This is a genomic window from Streptomyces sp. JN8 (assembly GCF_055808075.1).
On sequence record NZ_CM147852.1, the window covers coordinates 3,141,853 to 3,157,405 of the forward strand.

The window sequence follows — 15,553 nt, forward strand, 5'->3', positions numbered from 1 at the left end:
GGCATGCCGCCGGTGCGCGCCCCGAGGAATTCACGACCTTTCCGCGCCCGGTTCCCCGCCCCGCGTCCCGACCCCTCAATTCCCTTGCAGGACAAGGGAAGTGACGGTTCGCCAGCAACCCCCGCAATGACACGTTCGTCCGTTTTCCTCCCCCTCTGACAATACGACGCATTGCCAATTCTTTACCTCTGGCCTCCGCAACCTCCCCCGCCCCAGGGCCGGTTGTCACTGCGTCCGAACAACACCTCGCACCTCGTCGAAGGAGCACCATGTCCCTCCCCCTGACCCGTCGGATCGCCCGCGCCGCCCTCCTCATCGCGGCCGGAGCAGCCCCCGTGGTCGGTGCGGCCGGCTCCGCGAGCGCCATGGACCACAACCTCGCGCCGACCGGCGCCCTCGGCGGCGTCACCGCCCTGGACGCCGCCGGTGCGGGCACCGCCGTCGACAGCGCCTCGCAGACCGCCACCGGCGTCGTCGGCGCCGCCGGCAGCGAGGCCGTCGGCACGGCCGTCCCCGCGGCCGGCAAGACCGTCGGCGCGGCGGGCCGTACCGCCACCCCGGCCGCCCAGCAGGTCGCCGGCGACACCGCCGGCAGCGCGGGCGAGGTCGTCGGCAAGACCGCCGGCGCCGCCACCGAGAGCGCCGAGGGCCCGACCGGCGGCGCCCTGGGCGGCGGCCTCGGCGGCCTGCCCACCGGTCAGACGCTCGGCGGCCTGCCCATCGGCGGCTGACCGGAGGAACCGCACGCACCACCGCCGCCGCCCGGCAGGCGCCCGCGAAGGCCGCGCGGCACACACGGCGAAGGGCCCGGGGAGCATCTGCTCCCCGGGCCCTTCTCCCGTACGGTCCACACCCCCGGGCGCCCGTCACGGGCGCCGCCACGGGGCTCTCGTCGCGGGGCTCCCGCCCCCGGCCGTCAGCCGAGCCGCTTGACCGCCGCCGCGACCCGCTCGTCCGTCGCCGTGAACGCGACCCGCACGAACCGCTCCCCCGCCTCGCCGTAGAAGTCGCCCGGCGCCACGAGGACGCCCTTCTCCGCCAGGTAGGCCACGGTGTCCCAGCAGGGCTCGTCCCGGGTCGCCCACAGGTACAGGCTCGCCTCGCTGTGCTCGATCCGGAAGCCGTGCGCCTCCAGGGCGGCCCGCAGGGCCTCGCGGCGGGCCGCGTACCGCTCCCGCTGCTCGGCCACGTGCGCGTCGTCGCCGAGCGCCGCGACCGTCGCCGCCTGCACCGGCGCCGCGGTCATCATGCCGCCGTGCTTGCGGATCTGGAGCAGCTCGCCGAGCACGGCCGCGTCGCCCGCGACGAACGCGGCGCGGTAGCCGGCCAGGTTGGAGCGCTTGGACAGCGAGTGCACGGCGACGATGCCCTCGTAGGAGCCGCCGCAGACGTCGGGGTGCAGCACGGAGACCGGGTCGGCCTCCCAGCCCAGCTCCAGGTAGCACTCGTCGGAGAAGACGAGGACACCGTGCTCGCGCGCCCAGGCGACGATCCGGGTCAGCTCCTCCTTGGCGAGGACCTTCCCGGTCGGGTTGGACGGGGAGTTGAGCCAGAGGAGCCTGAGCCCGGCCGGGTCGAGCTCCGTCGGGTCGTCGTAGACGACGGGCGTCGCGCCGCAGAGCCGCGCGCCGACCTCGTACGTCGGGTAGGCGAGCCGGGGGTACGCCACCGTGTCGCCCGCCCCGAGACCCAGCTGGGTCGGCAGCCAGGCCACCAGTTCCTTGGAGCCGACCACCGGCAGCACGTTCTCGTGGGCGAAGCCCACCGCGCCCAGCCGCCGCTCGCACCAGCCGGTCAGCGCGTCGCGCAGCTCCGTCGTCCCCCACACCGTGGGATAGCCCGGCGAGTCCGCCGCCGCGACCAGGGCCTCCTGGATCAGCGCGGGGACCGGGTCGACGGGCGTGCCGACCGAGAGGTCCACGATTCCGTCGGGGTGCGCCACGGCCGTCTTCTTGTACGGCTCCAGCTTGTCCCAGGGAAAGACGGGCAGGCGCGAGGAGACTGCGCTCACGGTTGGCTCTCACTTCCTGTGCGTGCGCGGGTCGGCGTCGGGGAACGCCGCGGTCCCGTACGGCGGCCGACGCCGTACGGGACCGGATGCCGCCGGACGGGGCCGGCCGCGATCGTGGTGCGGTCGATCAGCCGTTCTGCGGGGGCAGGGCGGCGATGAAGGGGTGGTCGCGCTCGATCTCGCCGAGCTTGGAGGCACCACCGGGCGAACCGAGGTCGTCGAAGAACTCGACGTTCGCCTTGTAGTAGTCCTTCCACTCCTCCGGGGTGTCGTCCTCGTAGAAGATCGCCTCGACCGGGCAGACCGGCTCACAGGCCCCGCAGTCGACGCATTCGTCCGGGTGGATGTACAAGGACCGCTTGCCCTCGTAGATGCAGTCGACGGGGCACTCCTCGATGCACGCCTTGTCCTTCACGTCGACACAAGGCTGCGCGATGACGTAGGTCACGCTGTCGTTCCTCCTCGATAGGGCTGGTCTGCGCGGGAGCGCGGCGTCGTCGATGCCCGCACCTAGTATCTCCGTTCTTGGGGGCGATCCGAACAGGAGGGGCGGAGAAGCTGTGGAATTCACCGGCGGAGCACGCCTTGAGGTCCGAATTACCAGCGCTGACGTGGGAAAACGTGTCTCCGTTCGGTACGTGACGGACTCGGCGACGGCGGGTGGGAAGTTCACCGACGCGGTCGGAGTTCTCACATCATGGGACAACGATGTGCTGCTGATCACACGAAAGGACGGCCGGAGCGTCCGGATCGCGGGATCCGCGCTGGCCGCCGGCAAGGTCGTGCCGCCCGCCCCGGCGCGGCGCCGCGGGCCCTCCGCCACCTTCCCGGAACTGGCCCGGGCCACCGCGCGCGCGTGGCAGCCGGTCGAGACCGAGGCGCTCGGCGACTGGACCCTGCGGGCCGCCGACGGATTCACCCGGCGGGCCAACTCGGTGCTCCCGCTCGGTGATCCGGGGCTGCCGACCGCCGACGCCCTCGCGCACGTGCGCGCGTGGTACGCGTCCCGGGGGCTCCCGGCGTACGTCCAGGCCGCCACCGGCGCCGAGGGCACCCAGGAGCTGCTCTGCGCGGAGCTCGAACGGCACGGCTGGCGCCGCGAGGTCTCCGCCGAGGTGCGGATCGCGGCCCTGGCCCCCCTCGGCGACCTGGACGCCGACGTCTCCGCCGTACGCCTCTCCCGCACCGTCGACGAGTCGTGGCTCCACCGGTACCAGCGCTTCGGCGAGCCGGGCCCGGCGGTGCGGCCGGTGCTCCGGTCCGGGCCGAGTGTGTGGTTCGCGTCCGTGGCGGGCACGGGAGGGGTACCGGCGGCGATCGGGCGGTGCGTGGCCGACGGCCGCTGGGCCGGCTTCATGGCCGTCGAGGTGGACCCGGAGCAGCGGCGCCGGGGCCTGGCGACCTCCGTCATGACGGCGCTCGCCCGGCAGGCCCTCGACGAGGGTGCGTCGGCGGCCTGGCTCCAGGTGGAGGCGGACAACGACGGCGCGCGGGCGCTGTACGACGGGATGGGCTTCGCGCCGCACCACCACTACCACCACTACCGATGGGCGGAGGCGTGACGGAGGACGTACCACCACCGGACGGACCGGCGGACGGACCGGAGGGCCCGGAGGACGGACCGCCCCGGCAGGGCGGGGACGCCGGCGAGAGCCCGGACCCGCCCGACTGGCGGCGCGAGTTCGCGGAGGAGGCGCGGTCGGAGCGGCCCGACCTCGCCCGGCTCTGCCTGCTGATCGGCGCGGTGGCCGACCCCGCCGTCACCCGGCACGTCCTGAACGAGGCCGAGATCGAGCTGGACCGCCTCGCCGGGCTCGTCCCGTACGCCACCCGGGTCGTCGGCGACTGGGCCACCGCCCTCGCCGCCCTCCTCGGCGGCCGTGAGGGCTTCGAGGGCGTGCCCGCCGACTACCAGCGCCTGGAGTCCTCCCTCCTCCACGAGGTGCTCAGGCGCCGCCGGGGCCTGCCGATCCTGCTCTCCGTCGTCTGGATGGAGGTCGCCCGCCGCGCCGGCGCCCCGGTGTACGGGCTCGGGCTGCCGGGCCACTTCGTCGTGGGCTTCGGTGACCCCGCCGACCTGAACCTCGCCGACCCCTTCGCCGGCGGCCGTGCCATGACGGGCCCGGACGCCGAGCTGCTGGTGACGAGCACGACCGGCGAGGCCCTCGACCGCTCCATGCTCCGTCCGGCGGAGCCCGGGGCGATCGTGCTGCGGGTGCTCAACAACATCCGCGCGTGGGCGGCCTCCCGCCCGGAGCGCTCCGACGTGGCCCTGTGGGCGGTGGAACTCTCGCTGCTGCTCCCCTCGCACCCGGCGAGGCTCCGCTACGCGCGCGCCGAGCTGCTGGTCCAGCGCGGGGACTTCCTGACCGGGGCGGCGGAGATGGAGGCGTACGCGCAGGTCATGGACGCGGTGGACCCGGAGTCGGCGACGACGGTCCGCCGCCGGGCCCAGGCGGCCCGGGCGCGGCTGAACTAGGCATGCGCCGTCCGTCCGCGCCGAAGGGGCCTGCGGCGGGCGTCACGAGGGTCGGGCCCCGGTGCGGTGCACCGGGGCCCGAGAGGTGTGGAGGGGGCGGGGCGACCGGATTCGAACCGGCGTCCTCCGAGATGTCATCGCGGCGCATTACCTCTGTGCTACGACCCCGCCCTTGCGGTGATCGTAACGGCTGAAGCCGCCGTGCGGCGACGGGGTTTCCGCCCGCCCGGGGTGCCGCGCCGCCCGCCGGGCGTCCCCGGTGCGGGCGGTGCGGCGGGGTGGATCAGACCTGCCAGTACTTGCGGATGTAACCCGTCAGCGTGGCGCTCGCGTGGTCGTGGTCGAGCAGGTTGACCTTCGCGCTCATCTGACCGCCGCCGGTCGAGTCCTCGAAGTTGCCCTCACCCTTGAGGATCTTGAACGTGCCCGACGGGTACACCATCGTGTCCGACGTCAGCGGCGCGGACAGCTCGTAGCTGATGTAGAGCTTGTCGCCGTCGCTCTCGGTGAGCGTCGCCGTCCCCTTGATGTCGTACTTCCCGGGGACGGTGGCGGTACAGGCCGTCTCGTCCTGGGCCCAGACGGCTCCGTTGACCGGCGCCCCGCCCGCGGTCCCCGCACCGGTCACCTGGTAGCCGTTGCAGCCGACGGTGTCCGGGTGCGTGGTCGCGACCACCCCGAAGTTCACGCTGATGGTGACCGTGGGCGGGTTCTCGATAGCGAACGAGGTGCCCGTCGTCAGTCCGAAGACCAGCGCCGTCGCGGCCCCCAGGCCCGCTGCGCGCGCAGCCCGACGGCGTGTGTTTCCTGCCATGTTCTCCCCCGGATGTGATGTGGACTGTGTCCAACGAGGCCTGTGTGCAGGCCTGTTGACGACAGTTTCCCGGCCCGGGGGTCGCTCCGTCGAGCTTTTGAGACTATTTTCTGGTTTTCCGTTTCAGATCCGGAATTTGCCGTTCATTCCCGCGAAGCGTCCCGGGCGCGCCGGTGCGCGCCTCCCACCGGCCGCCGGAGGTCCGGCGGCAGAATGCGGCCATGCCGCTGACCGCAGACATCCTCGTCGCCCTCGTCGCCCTGCTGCACGCCTACATCCTGGTGATGGAGATGTTCCTGTGGGAGAAGGACATCGGCCGCCGCTTCTCCGGGTTCGACGCGAAGACGGCACGCACCACCGCCGCCATGGCCGCGAACCAGGGGCTCTACAACGGCTTCCTCGCGGCCGGCCTCGTCTGGGGTCTCGTCGCGGACGACCCGATCGCCTTCCCCGTCCGGGTCTTCTTCCTCGTCTGCGTGGTCGTCGCCGGCCTGTACGGCGCCGCCACCGCCAACCGGCGCATCCTCTTCGCCCAGGCCCTGCCCGGCGCGCTCACGCTCTCCGCCGTCCTCGTCGCCCACTACTGAGGCGGACGGGGCCGCGAGGCCGCGCCGCGGGCGCGGCGGCCCTCCCCCGCCGCGCCACGCGCCGAGCCCCCGGCCGAGGTCTTCGGGCCGGGGGCTCGGGGTGCGCGGTCGGGGCCGTCAGCCCTTCGGGTTCAGCTCGATCGTCCTGGTGCGTTCGGCCTTGGTCCTGCCGAGGAGCGCCTCGTCCATCACGGACGCCACGTCGTCGGCCGAGACCTCCCGCTTGGTGCCGTCGGCGGCGGTGATCATGATGCCCTTGAAGGCGCCGTCGAGGAGGCGGTCGATGGCCTTGGTGTCGTAGACCGCGACCAGGCGGCCCTCACTGGCCTTCATGGAGATGATCTGCGGCAGCGAGCGCGCGGGACCGAACTGGATCTCCTTGCCGCCCGCCCGGACGGTGATGCGGTCGGACATGGCGGGCGTCGCGAACTCCTTCATCGCCCGGTCCAGTTCCGCCTTGCCGACGCTCGGCTGCCGGGTGGTGACCGGCAGCTCGACCAGCTTGCCCAGGCCGGTCTCCACCTGGGCGCGGAAGGCGTCCCGGACGGAGATCATCGAGCGCTGGACGTCGAGGCCCTTGCCGGGCTTGCCCTCGACGGGCGTCACCTTGTTCGGCGCGAACAGGATGGTGCCCTCGGTCGCCGAACCGGACGCTCCCGCGAGGTCGGTGAGGGTGACGGCGAGCTTCTCCTCGTCGACCGGGAAGACCGGCTTGGCCACGCGCTCGCCGCCGAAGAGGGAGCCGATGACCGAGACGGGGTTGTAGTCGCTGCCCGCGGCGGCGCGGACGGTCTCCACGCTGTCGAGGGCCAGGCCCGCCCGGTCCGGGGCGAGCTGCACCTGCTTGCCGTCGATGCCGAGCCGGATGGGGGCCCCGGCGCGCTTGCCGAGGGCCGCGTCCAGCTTGTTGACGGCCTCCTCCCGCGTACCGCCGCCGATGTCCACGCCGAGGACCGTGGTCCCCTTCGGGACGTCGGAGTGGTTGAGGAGCAGCCCGGCGCCGTAGGCGACGCCGGCCAGGCCGACGACGCCGACGGCGGCGAGGACCAGCTTGGAGCGGCCCTTCTTCGCCGGGGCGCCGCGGTCGGGCGCGGGAGCCGGTCGCGGCGCGGGGGCCGGGGCCGCCGGCTCCTCGATGCGGGGCGTGAGGTTCGGGCGGGCCGCCTTCGGCGGGACGACCGGGATGCCGCTGGTGAGGGTGTCGCCGGAGACGTGGCCGCCTCCGCCCTCGGCGGGCCGTCCCGGTCCGCCGGGTCCGCCCCGGCCGGGGCCGGTCGGCGCGGGTGCCTGCGGGGTGAGGATCGCCGTGTCATCGGACATGCGGGGAGCGCCGCCGGGGACGCCGCCGCCGGGGAACGGCGAGGCCGCGCCCTGGCCGGGGCCCGCCGGGCCGGGCCGGGCGGCCGGGCGGCCGCCCAGCGCCGCGGTGCCGGTGACCGGGCCGGTCGTGGGGCCGGTCGGGGCGTCGGGGCCGCGGTACGCGGGCGTGCCGCCGGCCGGGGTGCCCGTGTACATCGGGGTGCCGGCGGCCGGCGTGCCGTCGTAGAGCGGGTTCCCGGCGCCCGGGTGGGCGCCGCCCGCGGGGCCGTCGTACAGCGGGGAGCCGCCGGCCGGGGTCCCGTCGTACATCGGGGTGCCGCCGGCCGGGGTCCCGTCGTGGACCGGGGCGCCCGGCGGCGTGCCCGGGTGCACCGGGGTGCCGGCGGCGGGCGTGCCCTGGTACGTCGGGGTGCCGGCGGCGGGCGTGCCGCCGTCGTAGAGCGGGTTGCCGCCGGTGGGCCTGCCCTGGGCGACCGGACGGCTCGACGGGGCGGTGCCGACCGTCGGGACGCCCGAGGTGGCGGAGCCGGCGAAGCCGGTGCCGCGGTCGTCCGGTCCGCCGGCGGCCGGGTGGGGCCGGGGGGCCGGCGCGGGGGCCGGGGGCAGCGCGGGCTCGGGGGCCGGGCTCGGGGGCGCCGACTTGCGCGGCGCGAACCAGTCGCTCGTCTCCTTCGCCTTCGGGGCCTCCTCGGCCTGCGGCGGCTCGGGGGCCGCCGTCGGCTCCGGCTCCGGCTCCGGCGCGGGCTCCGGCGCGGCGGCCGGGGAGGCCGTGGACGACTCGTTGACCGTGGTGCGGACCACGACGGGCGGGATCGGACGCGAACCCGGGATGTTGATCCGGATCCGGGTCGTCAGCGTCGTCTCGGTCTTGGGCTCCTCGGGCGCGGACGCGGCGGCACTCTCCTCCGGCGCGTCCTGCGTGGGGTGGAGCGACGGATACTGGCGGGATCCGTACGGCGGTGTACCCGAGGGGTACGCGGCTCCACCGCGCCCCTGGGCGCCGGAGGACGAACTGTCAGTCTCTCGACCAGTTTCACGACTCAAAGCAGGATCTCCCGGTTGGCTCCACCGCCCGCTCTTGCTGATGCTCGTATGACCCGGGCGGTTCGGCGGCGCGCACCACCATACTGGGCGCCGCCCTCGCATAGCTGACCCGTGGGTGGCTGACGACGGTCAATCCGGCCGAAGTCAGGGCGTCCGCGGACTCAACTCGTCCTGTTCACGGGATCGGTCGGGGCAGCCGGGCCAGCGTGGTGCACATCACAGCGATCGCCATGCCCCCGAAGAGGTAGAGCAGCTCGCCGACGCCGCCGGCGAACGCCCCGTCGCCCTCCGGGCGTCCGAGGCTGAGGAGGATGACGGCGAGGAGCCAGCCGACACCGCCCGCGACGACGCCGACCTGGGTCTCGGTGGCCCGGAGTCCCCCGTAGAAGAGGGCGGCCGTGGCGAGGAGGGCGAGGATCAAGCCCAGGGGGAGCCAGGCGGCTTGGACGAGGGAGCCCGCGGTCCCGACGAGGAGTCCGAGGACGCCGAGGCCCGCGTACCAGGCGAATCGGACGTTGCGGGAGACGGCGGACGTACGGGGCACGGCGGGCCTGCCGGGGGCGGGCTTCGCGGACGGCGTGGGGCTCATGGGGTCACTCCGGCGAAGAGGTCCGTCTCGCGGGTGCCCGCGGGGGCGCCGGGGACGCCTCGGACCAACTCGTAGTACTCGGTGGTGAGGATCGGCTGGCCGAGGTCGTTCGAGAGGGCGAAGAACGGGCCGTCGACCGCGACTTGGGTGGCGTGCGCGGCCATCGCCGCGCTCTTGGCCGCGACGTGCTCCGGTCCGGCGTCGATCTCGGCGGTGATCCGGTCCTCGCCGACGACGCCGGGGACGTCGTCCACGGCGGCGACGGCCGGGAAGACGGAGCCCTCGGCGCGGAGCCGGGCGAAGCCGGCCTCCACGACCGGCCGCGGGACCCGGTTCCAGTAGATCTTGGCGATCGTGTGGGCCGCTCCGAGGTCGGGGCGGTAGGCGGGGTCGGCGGCGAGGTCCGCGGCGCGCATGGCGACCCGGTGGGCCTGGATGTGGTCCGGGTGGCCGTAGCCGCCGTCGGGGTCGTAGGTGACGAGGACCTGCGGGCGGGTCTCCCGGATCACCTCGACGAGAGCGGGGGCCGCCGTGTCGACGTCGGTGTTCCAGAAGGCGTTGGCGCGCTCGTTCTGCTCGACGCCCATCATTCCGGAGTCGCGGAAGCGCCCGGGGCCGCCGAGGAACCGGTGGTCGGTGACGCCGAGCTCGGCCATCGCGGCGGCGAGTTCGCCGACCCGGTGCGGGCCGAGCCGGTCCTCCCGGTCGGGGGCCAGGTGGGCGAGCTCGGGCGGGATGACCTCGCCCTCCTCCCCGAGCGTGCAGGTGACCAGGGTGACGAGGGCGCCCTCGGCCGCGTACCTGGCCATGGTGGCGCCGTTGTTGATCGACTCGTCGTCCGGGTGCGCGTGCACGAGCAGCAGACGGCGGGCGGGGAGATCGGACATGTCCCCACCCTACGAGGTCGGCACCCCGCGGGGTCGGCGCGCGGGGTGCACCGTCAGAACTTGAGGCCGCCGACCATGTTCGCCACGTTCGTGGTGAGGGTGCTGATGGACGGGGCGATGGACGAGCTGGCCAGGTAGAAGCCCAGGAGCGCGCTGATCGCCGCGTGTCCCGCCTTCAACCCGGATTTCCGGATCAGAAGGAAGACGACGATCGCCAGCAGCACCACCACGGAGATCGAGAGTGCCACGGCGGTTCACCTCCACACTTCTTCGGTCGGATATTCGAGTGGTTCGGTCGATCAGCATGTGCCAGGGGACAGGCCCGTCGGATGCATACCCACCTAGCGCTACGGATCATAACTATCCGTGCGGCCGCATCGATCGGCGGACGGAGGCACGAGGGGGGCGCACAGCGCTAGTTTCAGCCGCATGACCTCGTCTCGACAGCAGCCGGCCCCACCCACCGCCGCGCTCTCCTTCCCCCGCCGCCACGCCCGGACCCAGCGGTTCACCCTGGGGGTCCCGCGCGCCTTCTCGGTCTCCCCGGACGGGGAGCGCGTCGTCTTCGTCCGGGCCGCGTCCGGCGCGGACCGCACGCACCGGCTCTGGGTCCTCGACCTTCCCCGCGGCGGCGCGCCCGCCGAGCGGATCGCGGCCGACCCGGAGGTGCTCCTGGCGGGCGGCGAGGAGGAGTTGTCGGCACAGGAGCGGGCGCGCCGGGAGCGGAGCCGGGAGGGCTCGGCCGGCGTGGTGGCGTACGCGGTGGACGGGGCCGTGGAGTTGGCGGCCTTCGCCCTGTCGGGGCGGCTGTTCGCGGCGGAGCTGCGGGCGGGCACGGCGCGGGAGCTGCCGGTGCCGGGGCCGGTGATCGACCCCCGGCCCTCGCCGGACGGCCGCCTCGTCGCGTACGTGGCGGAGGGCGCGCTGCGGGTGGTGGGGGCGGACGGTTCGGACGACCGCGGGGTGGCCGTTCCGGAGGAGCCGGAGGTGACCTACGGATTGGCCGAATTCATCGCCTCCGAGGAGATGAGCCGCGACCGGGGCTTCTGGTGGTCCCCGGCCTCGGACCGGCTGCTCGTGGCGCGCGTCGACGACCGGGCGGTGCGGCGCTGGTGGATCGCGGACCCGGCGCGTCCGGACCGGGAGCCGCAGCCGGTGGCGTACCCGGCGGCGGGTACGGCCAACGCCGACGTGCGGCTGTTCGTCCTGGGCCTCGACGGGTCCCGCACGGAGGTGCGGTGGGACCGCGAGCGGTACCCCTACCTCGCGCGCGTGCACTGGTCGGGCGGCGGGGCGCCGCTGCTGCTCGTCCAGGCCCGGGACCAGCGGGAGCAGGTGTTCCTGGCGGTGGACACGGAGTCCGGGGAGACCGCGGCCGTGCGGGAGGAGCGGGACCCGGTGTGGCTGGAAGTGCTGCCCGGGGTGCCGGCCTGGTCCCCGGACGGTGCGCTGGTGCGGCTCACGGACGAGACCGGGGCGCGGGCCCTGGCCGTGGGCGACCGGGTGCTGACCGACGCCGCGCTGCACGTCCGGGCGGTGCTCGACGTCGGCGAGGAGGACGTGCTGGTGTCGGCGTCCGCGGGCGAGGACGCGGCGCTCCCGGAGACCGGCGAGGTCCATGTGTACCGGGTGACCGGCCGGGGCGCGGAGCGGCTGTCCGAGGGCCCCGGGGTGCACGGCGCGGTGCGGTCGGGGGCGGTGACCGTCCTGGTGTCGGCACGGCCGGACGAGCCGGGTGCGGTGGCGCGGGTGCTGCGGGACGGCGAGCAGGTCGCGGTGGTGGCCTCGTACGCCCAGGATCCGGTGCTCCGCGCGCGCGTGCGGCTCACGGAGGCCGGCGGGCGGCGGATCCCCTGCGCGGTGCTGCTGCCCTCGGGATACGCGGAGGGGGACGGGCCGCTGCCGGTCCTGATGGATCCGTACGGGGGGCCGCACGGGCCGCGGGTGCTCGCCGCGCACAACGCGCACCTGACGTCCCAGTGGTTCGCCGACCAGGGCTTCGCGGTGGTCGTGGCGGACGGCCGGGGCACCCCGGGCCGCTCCCCCGCCTGGGAGAAGGCGGTCGCCCGGGACTTCGGGCCGACCCTCGACGACCAGGTGGACGCCCTCCACGGCCTGGCGGGGCGCTTCCCGCTGGACCTGGGGCGGGTGGCGGTCCGGGGCTGGTCGTACGGCGGATACCTGGCCGCGCGGGCGGTGCTGCGGCGGCCGGACGTGTTCCACGCGGCGGTGGTGGGGGCACCGGTGACGGACTGGCGGCTGTACGACACGCACTACACCGAGCGGTACCTCGGCACTCCGCAGGACGATCCCGGGGTGTACGCGGCGCAGTCGCTGCTCACCGACGACGGGCTGTCCGCACCGGAGGAGCCCGCCCGCCCGATGATGATCGTGCACGGTCTCGCGGACGACAACGTGGTCGTCGCGCACGCGCTGCGGCTCTCCTCGGCCCTGCTCGCGGCGGGCCGGCCGCACGAGGTGCTGCCGCTGTCCGGGGTCACCCACATGACACCGCAGGAGCAGGTGGCGGAGAACCTGCTGCTGCTCCAGGTCGACTTCCTGAAGCGGTCCCTGGGCTCGCCGCGGGACTGAGTCACCAGCCGGGCGGCGGCGGGTAGGGCGGGGCCGGGGCCGGCATCCCGGCCGGTGGGCGGGGGCCGGGGGCGCCGGCGGGGGCGCCGCGCCCGGCGAGGAGGACGAGGACGGCGAGACCGCCGAGGAGTCCGAAGAAGGCGGTGAGGACGGTCAGCCGGCCGTAGGCCGGCAGGTCGGCGAAGTGGCCGACCAGTTCGTAGCGAGTGGTCCTGGCCACCGCGGCGAGTCCGCCGGCCGCCAGGAAGGCCCCGGCGAGCAGTCCGACGGCCCGGCTGTGGCGGGCCCGTAAGAAGGCGGAGACGGCGCCGGTCCCGTACAGGGCGACGAGGGTCAGCGACAGCCAGGCGGGCGGCGGCGCGAGGGCCGCCTTCATGATCGAGCGGCCGCCGGTGAAGCGGTCGACGGTGGCCTCCAAGGGGAGTTCGGCGGCCCAGTACAGCTCCCACAGGGTCAGGACGAGCGCGCCGGTCGCGAGGAGGGCGCCCGCGGCGACGGCGGGGCCGGTGCGCGGGCGGCCGGGGAGCGGCTCGCGCGTGGCGGCCGCCGGGCCGCGGCCGACGGCGGCGGTGACGACCAGGGCGGCGGCCAGGGCGAGTTCGACCAGGGCGGTGAGCAGGGCGCCGCTGTCGGGCTCCCAGAGTCCGGGGAGCCGCAGGGCGAGCGTGACGGTGCCGGTGGCGGCGAGCGCGGAGGCCGCGTGCCGGGACCGGAGGGCGGCGACCGCGGCGGCCGCGGAGGCGACGAGCAGCACGGCGTCGACCAGGGAGGTGGCGGGCCGCCCCCGGACGGGCAGGTGCGAGTCGCCGGCCCAGTGCCAGGCGAGGTCGACGGGCGAGCCGAGCGCGGCGAGGTCCTTGAGGATCCATCCGGCGCAGGTGAGGGCGAGCACGGCGCAGAGCGCGGCGCCCGTGAGACGTGCCGGTCGTGTCACAGTCACGGACCCGATACTCACGGTCGCCACGGAGCGAAACAAGCGGTTCCGCGAAACCCGTGGGACGGGGGGAACGCACGGGTCCGGGCCGGGGCGACAAGGCTCGCCCCGGCCCGGCTCACGGCACCCGCACGGCCGTACGCTGGACAGCCTGGCGTGTTCGTATATCGGATCCGATTCCGTCGAGTTGCCGTGGGGTTACGGCGCGTCGGGCTTCCTGAACGGATCCGTGCCCGCGTCCGGCGGCGCGTCGGTGGACCCGGGCGGTACGTCGGGGCCCGTGCCGCCGGACTCCGGGGGGACGACCTGCTTCTCCTCCGCGAAGTGGCAGGCCGAGTCGTGCCTGGCCGGGCTGTCCGTGAGGCGGAAGACGGCCGGGACGGCCAGCTCCGGCACCTCCAGGGCGCAGCGCTCCTGGGCCTTCCAGCAGCGGGTGCGGAAGCGGCAGCCGGAGGGGATGTTCGCCGGGGAGGGCACGTCGCCGGTGAGGATGATGCGTTCGCGGTGGGCGCGGGCCTCGGGGTCGGGGACGGGGACGGCGGAGAGCAGCGCCTGGGTGTAGGGGTGGGTGGGGTGGTCGTAGATCTGGGCGTCGGTGCCGATCTCGACGATCCTGCCGAGGTACATGACGCCGACCCGGTCGGAGATGTGGCGCACGATCGAGAGGTCGTGGGCGATGAAGACGTAGGACAGGGAGAACTCGGACTGGAGGTTCCCCATCAGGTTGATGACCTGGGCCTGGACGGAGACGTCGAGGGCGGAGACCGGTTCGTCGGCGACGATGATCTCGGGCTGGAGGGCGAGGCCTCGGGCGATGCCGATGCGCTGGCGCTGGCCGCCGGAGAACTGGTGCGGGTACCGGTTGATGTACTCGGGGTTGAGTCCGACCACGTCCAGGAGGTCCTGGACCTTGCGGCGCCGGTCGCCCTTGGGGGCGACCTCGGGGTGGATCTCGTACGGCTCGCCGATGATGTCGCCGACGGTCATGCGGGGGTTGAGCGAGGTGTACGGGTCCTGGAACACCATCTGGATGTTCCGGCGGACCGCCTTGAGCGCGCGCGGGGACAGTCTGCTGATGTCCTCGCCCTTGTAGCGGATCGAGCCGGAGGTCGGCCGCTCCAGGTTGACGAGCATCTTCGCGACCGTCGACTTTCCGCAGCCGGACTCGCCGACGATGCCGAGGGTCTCGCCGGCGTGCAGGTCGAAGTCGACCCCGTCGACGGCCTTGACCGAGCCGACCTGCTTCTTGAAGACGATGCCCTGGGTGAGCGGGTAGTGCTTGTGGAGGTCCCGGACTTCGAGAATCGCCTCAGCCATGGAGGCACTCCTTCCAGAAGTGGCAGGCGCTGGAGCGCGGTACCGGGGACTCGGTCACGTCGTAGAGCGGGGGCACGTCGGTGCGGCAGACGTCCTGTGCCATGGGGCAGCGGGGGTTGAAGGCGCAGCCGGGCGGGATGGCGAGGAGGTTGGGCGGGAGGCCCTTGATCGCGTAGAGCTCCTGGCCCTTCTGGTCCAGCCGCGGGATGGAGTCGAGCAGGCCGCGGGTGTACGGATGGGCGGGCGCCTTGTAGATCTCGTGGACGGGGGCCTGTTCGACGATCCGGCCGGCGTACATGACGGCGATCTTGTCGGCGACGTCGGCGACGACGCCGAGGTCGTGGGTGATGAGGATCAGCCCCATGTTGAGTTCGCGCTGCAGTTCGGCGAGGAGGTCCATGACCTGGGCCTGGACGGTGACGTCGAGGGCCGTGGTGGGCTCGTCGGCGATGATCAGCTCGGGTTCGAGGGCGAGCGCCATCGCGATCATGATGCGCTGGCGCATGCCGCCGGAGAACTGGTGCGGGTACTGGCCGACGCGTTCCTTGGCGGCGGGGATGCGGACCCGGTCCATCAGTTCGACGGCCTTGGCCCGGGAGTCCTTCCGGGACATGCCCTGGTGGACCTGGAACATCTCGCCGAGCTGGTCGCCGACGCTGAGGACGGGGTTGAGGGAGGACAGCGCGTCCTGGAAGACCATCGCCATCTTGGCGCCGCGGATCTTGCGCCGCTCGTCCTCCTTGAGCTTCAGCAGGTCCTGGCCCTGGAAGAGGATCTCGCCCTGGCTGATCCGGCCCGGGGGGACGTCGAGGATGCCCATGACGGCCTGGGCGGTGACGGACTTGCCGGAGCCGGACTCGCCGAGGACGGCGAGGGTCTCCCCCGCGTCGACGGAGTAGTCGACGCCGTTGACGGCCTTGGCCACCCCGTCGCGGGTGTGGAACTCGACGTGGAGGTCGCGCACTTCGAGCAGCATGGG

15 protein-coding genes and 1 tRNA gene are annotated in these 15,553 nt (G+C 74.1%); 5 read left to right on the forward strand and 11 right to left on the reverse strand.

All coding sequences use genetic code 11. The annotated features are described in order from the left end of the window. Positions 1-269: 269 nt before the first annotated feature. On the forward strand, positions 270-731 hold the full coding sequence (locus tag ACY0MR_RS13450; protein WP_388793209.1) for an ATP-binding protein: 462 nt from the start codon (positions 270-272) through the stop codon (positions 729-731). 185 nt (positions 732-916) lie between these two features. Here ACY0MR_RS13450 and ACY0MR_RS13455 read toward each other — a convergent pair whose 3' ends face one another. Together ACY0MR_RS13455 and fdxA are read right to left on the reverse strand one after the other, a co-directional pair. Continuing rightward, positions 917-2,011 (reverse strand): bifunctional succinyldiaminopimelate transaminase/glutamate-prephenate aminotransferase, encoded by a 1,095-nt coding sequence (locus ACY0MR_RS13455; protein WP_392206052.1) that lies wholly within the window; start codon positions 2,009-2,011, stop codon positions 917-919. 127 nt (positions 2,012-2,138) lie between these two features. After that, positions 2,139-2,459 (reverse strand): ferredoxin, encoded by a 321-nt coding sequence (gene fdxA, locus ACY0MR_RS13460; protein WP_030207635.1) that lies wholly within the window; start codon positions 2,457-2,459, stop codon positions 2,139-2,141. Between the two features lie 112 nt (positions 2,460-2,571). Here fdxA and ACY0MR_RS13465 point away from each other — a divergent pair, with 112 nt between their 5' ends. Both ACY0MR_RS13465 and ACY0MR_RS13470 read left to right on the forward strand, forming a co-directional pair. After that, a complete protein-coding gene (locus tag ACY0MR_RS13465; protein WP_392862071.1) occupies positions 2,572-3,573 on the forward strand; it encodes a GNAT family N-acetyltransferase in 1,002 nt (333 codons plus the stop codon). Further along, positions 3,570-4,490 (forward strand): transglutaminase family protein, encoded by a 921-nt coding sequence (locus tag ACY0MR_RS13470; RefSeq protein ID WP_392862069.1) that lies wholly within the window; start codon positions 3,570-3,572, stop codon positions 4,488-4,490. The genes ACY0MR_RS13465 and ACY0MR_RS13470 overlap by 4 nt, the downstream gene beginning before the upstream one ends. A 95-nt stretch (positions 4,491-4,585) precedes the next feature. Here the strand turns inward: ACY0MR_RS13470 and ACY0MR_RS13475 are convergent. Continuing rightward, a tRNA-Val gene (locus tag ACY0MR_RS13475) sits at positions 4,586-4,660 on the reverse strand. A 113-nt stretch (positions 4,661-4,773) separates the two neighbouring features. Then, positions 4,774-5,304 carry a hypothetical protein gene (locus ACY0MR_RS13480; protein WP_388793201.1) on the reverse strand — a complete coding sequence of 177 codons (531 nt, stop codon included), beginning with the start codon at positions 5,302-5,304 and terminating at the stop codon, positions 4,774-4,776. 221 nt (positions 5,305-5,525) lie between these two features. Between ACY0MR_RS13480 and ACY0MR_RS13485 the strand changes: the two genes are divergently transcribed. Further along, the gene (locus tag ACY0MR_RS13485; RefSeq protein WP_388793199.1) at positions 5,526-5,891 is read left to right on the forward strand and encodes a DUF1304 domain-containing protein; all 366 of its coding nucleotides are present in this window, start codon (positions 5,526-5,528) and stop codon (positions 5,889-5,891) included. A gap of 117 nt (positions 5,892-6,008) precedes the next feature. Here the strand turns inward: ACY0MR_RS13485 and ACY0MR_RS13490 are convergent, their stop codons facing one another. From ACY0MR_RS13490 to ACY0MR_RS13505, 4 genes are all read right to left on the reverse strand, one after another. Beyond that, positions 6,009-8,255 carry a hypothetical protein gene (locus ACY0MR_RS13490; protein WP_473560882.1) on the reverse strand — a complete coding sequence of 749 codons (2,247 nt, stop codon included), beginning with the start codon at positions 8,253-8,255 and terminating at the stop codon, positions 6,009-6,011. A 175-nt stretch (positions 8,256-8,430) separates the two neighbouring features. Next, complete coding sequence (locus tag ACY0MR_RS13495; protein ID WP_473560884.1) at positions 8,431-8,844, reverse strand: DUF6113 family protein; 414 nt, start codon at positions 8,842-8,844, stop codon at positions 8,431-8,433. Then, entirely contained in the window at positions 8,841-9,731 is an 891-nt protein-coding gene (gene mshB, locus ACY0MR_RS13500) for an N-acetyl-1-D-myo-inositol-2-amino-2-deoxy-alpha-D-glucopyranoside deacetylase (RefSeq protein WP_388793193.1), read from the reverse strand. Before mshB ends, ACY0MR_RS13495 begins: the two co-directional genes overlap by 4 nt. Before the next feature lie 53 nt (positions 9,732-9,784). Continuing rightward, positions 9,785-9,979: a hypothetical protein gene (locus tag ACY0MR_RS13505; RefSeq protein WP_030320669.1), complete on the reverse strand. Its 195-nt coding sequence runs from the start codon at positions 9,977-9,979 to the stop codon at positions 9,785-9,787. Between the two features lie 181 nt (positions 9,980-10,160). On the opposite strand from ACY0MR_RS13505, the gene ACY0MR_RS13510 reads away from it, so the two are divergent. Next, positions 10,161-12,323 carry a prolyl oligopeptidase family serine peptidase gene (locus ACY0MR_RS13510; protein WP_392862063.1) on the forward strand — a complete coding sequence of 721 codons (2,163 nt, stop codon included), beginning with the start codon at positions 10,161-10,163 and terminating at the stop codon, positions 12,321-12,323. A 1-nt stretch (position 12,324) separates the two neighbouring features. On the opposite strand, the gene ACY0MR_RS13515 is transcribed toward ACY0MR_RS13510, so the two are convergent. From ACY0MR_RS13515 to ACY0MR_RS13525, 3 genes are all read right to left on the reverse strand, one after another. Then, on the reverse strand, positions 12,325-13,263 hold the full coding sequence (locus tag ACY0MR_RS13515; protein ID WP_388793188.1) for a hypothetical protein: 939 nt from the start codon (positions 13,261-13,263) through the stop codon (positions 12,325-12,327). A gap of 192 nt (positions 13,264-13,455) precedes the next feature. After that, entirely contained in the window at positions 13,456-14,574 is a 1,119-nt protein-coding gene (locus ACY0MR_RS13520; protein ID WP_392862061.1) for an ABC transporter ATP-binding protein, read from the reverse strand. Next, entirely contained in the window at positions 14,567-15,550 is a 984-nt protein-coding gene (locus ACY0MR_RS13525; RefSeq protein ID WP_361861252.1) for an ABC transporter ATP-binding protein, read from the reverse strand. The genes ACY0MR_RS13520 and ACY0MR_RS13525 overlap by 8 nt, the downstream gene beginning before the upstream one ends. Between the last annotated feature and the right edge of the window lie 3 nt (positions 15,551-15,553).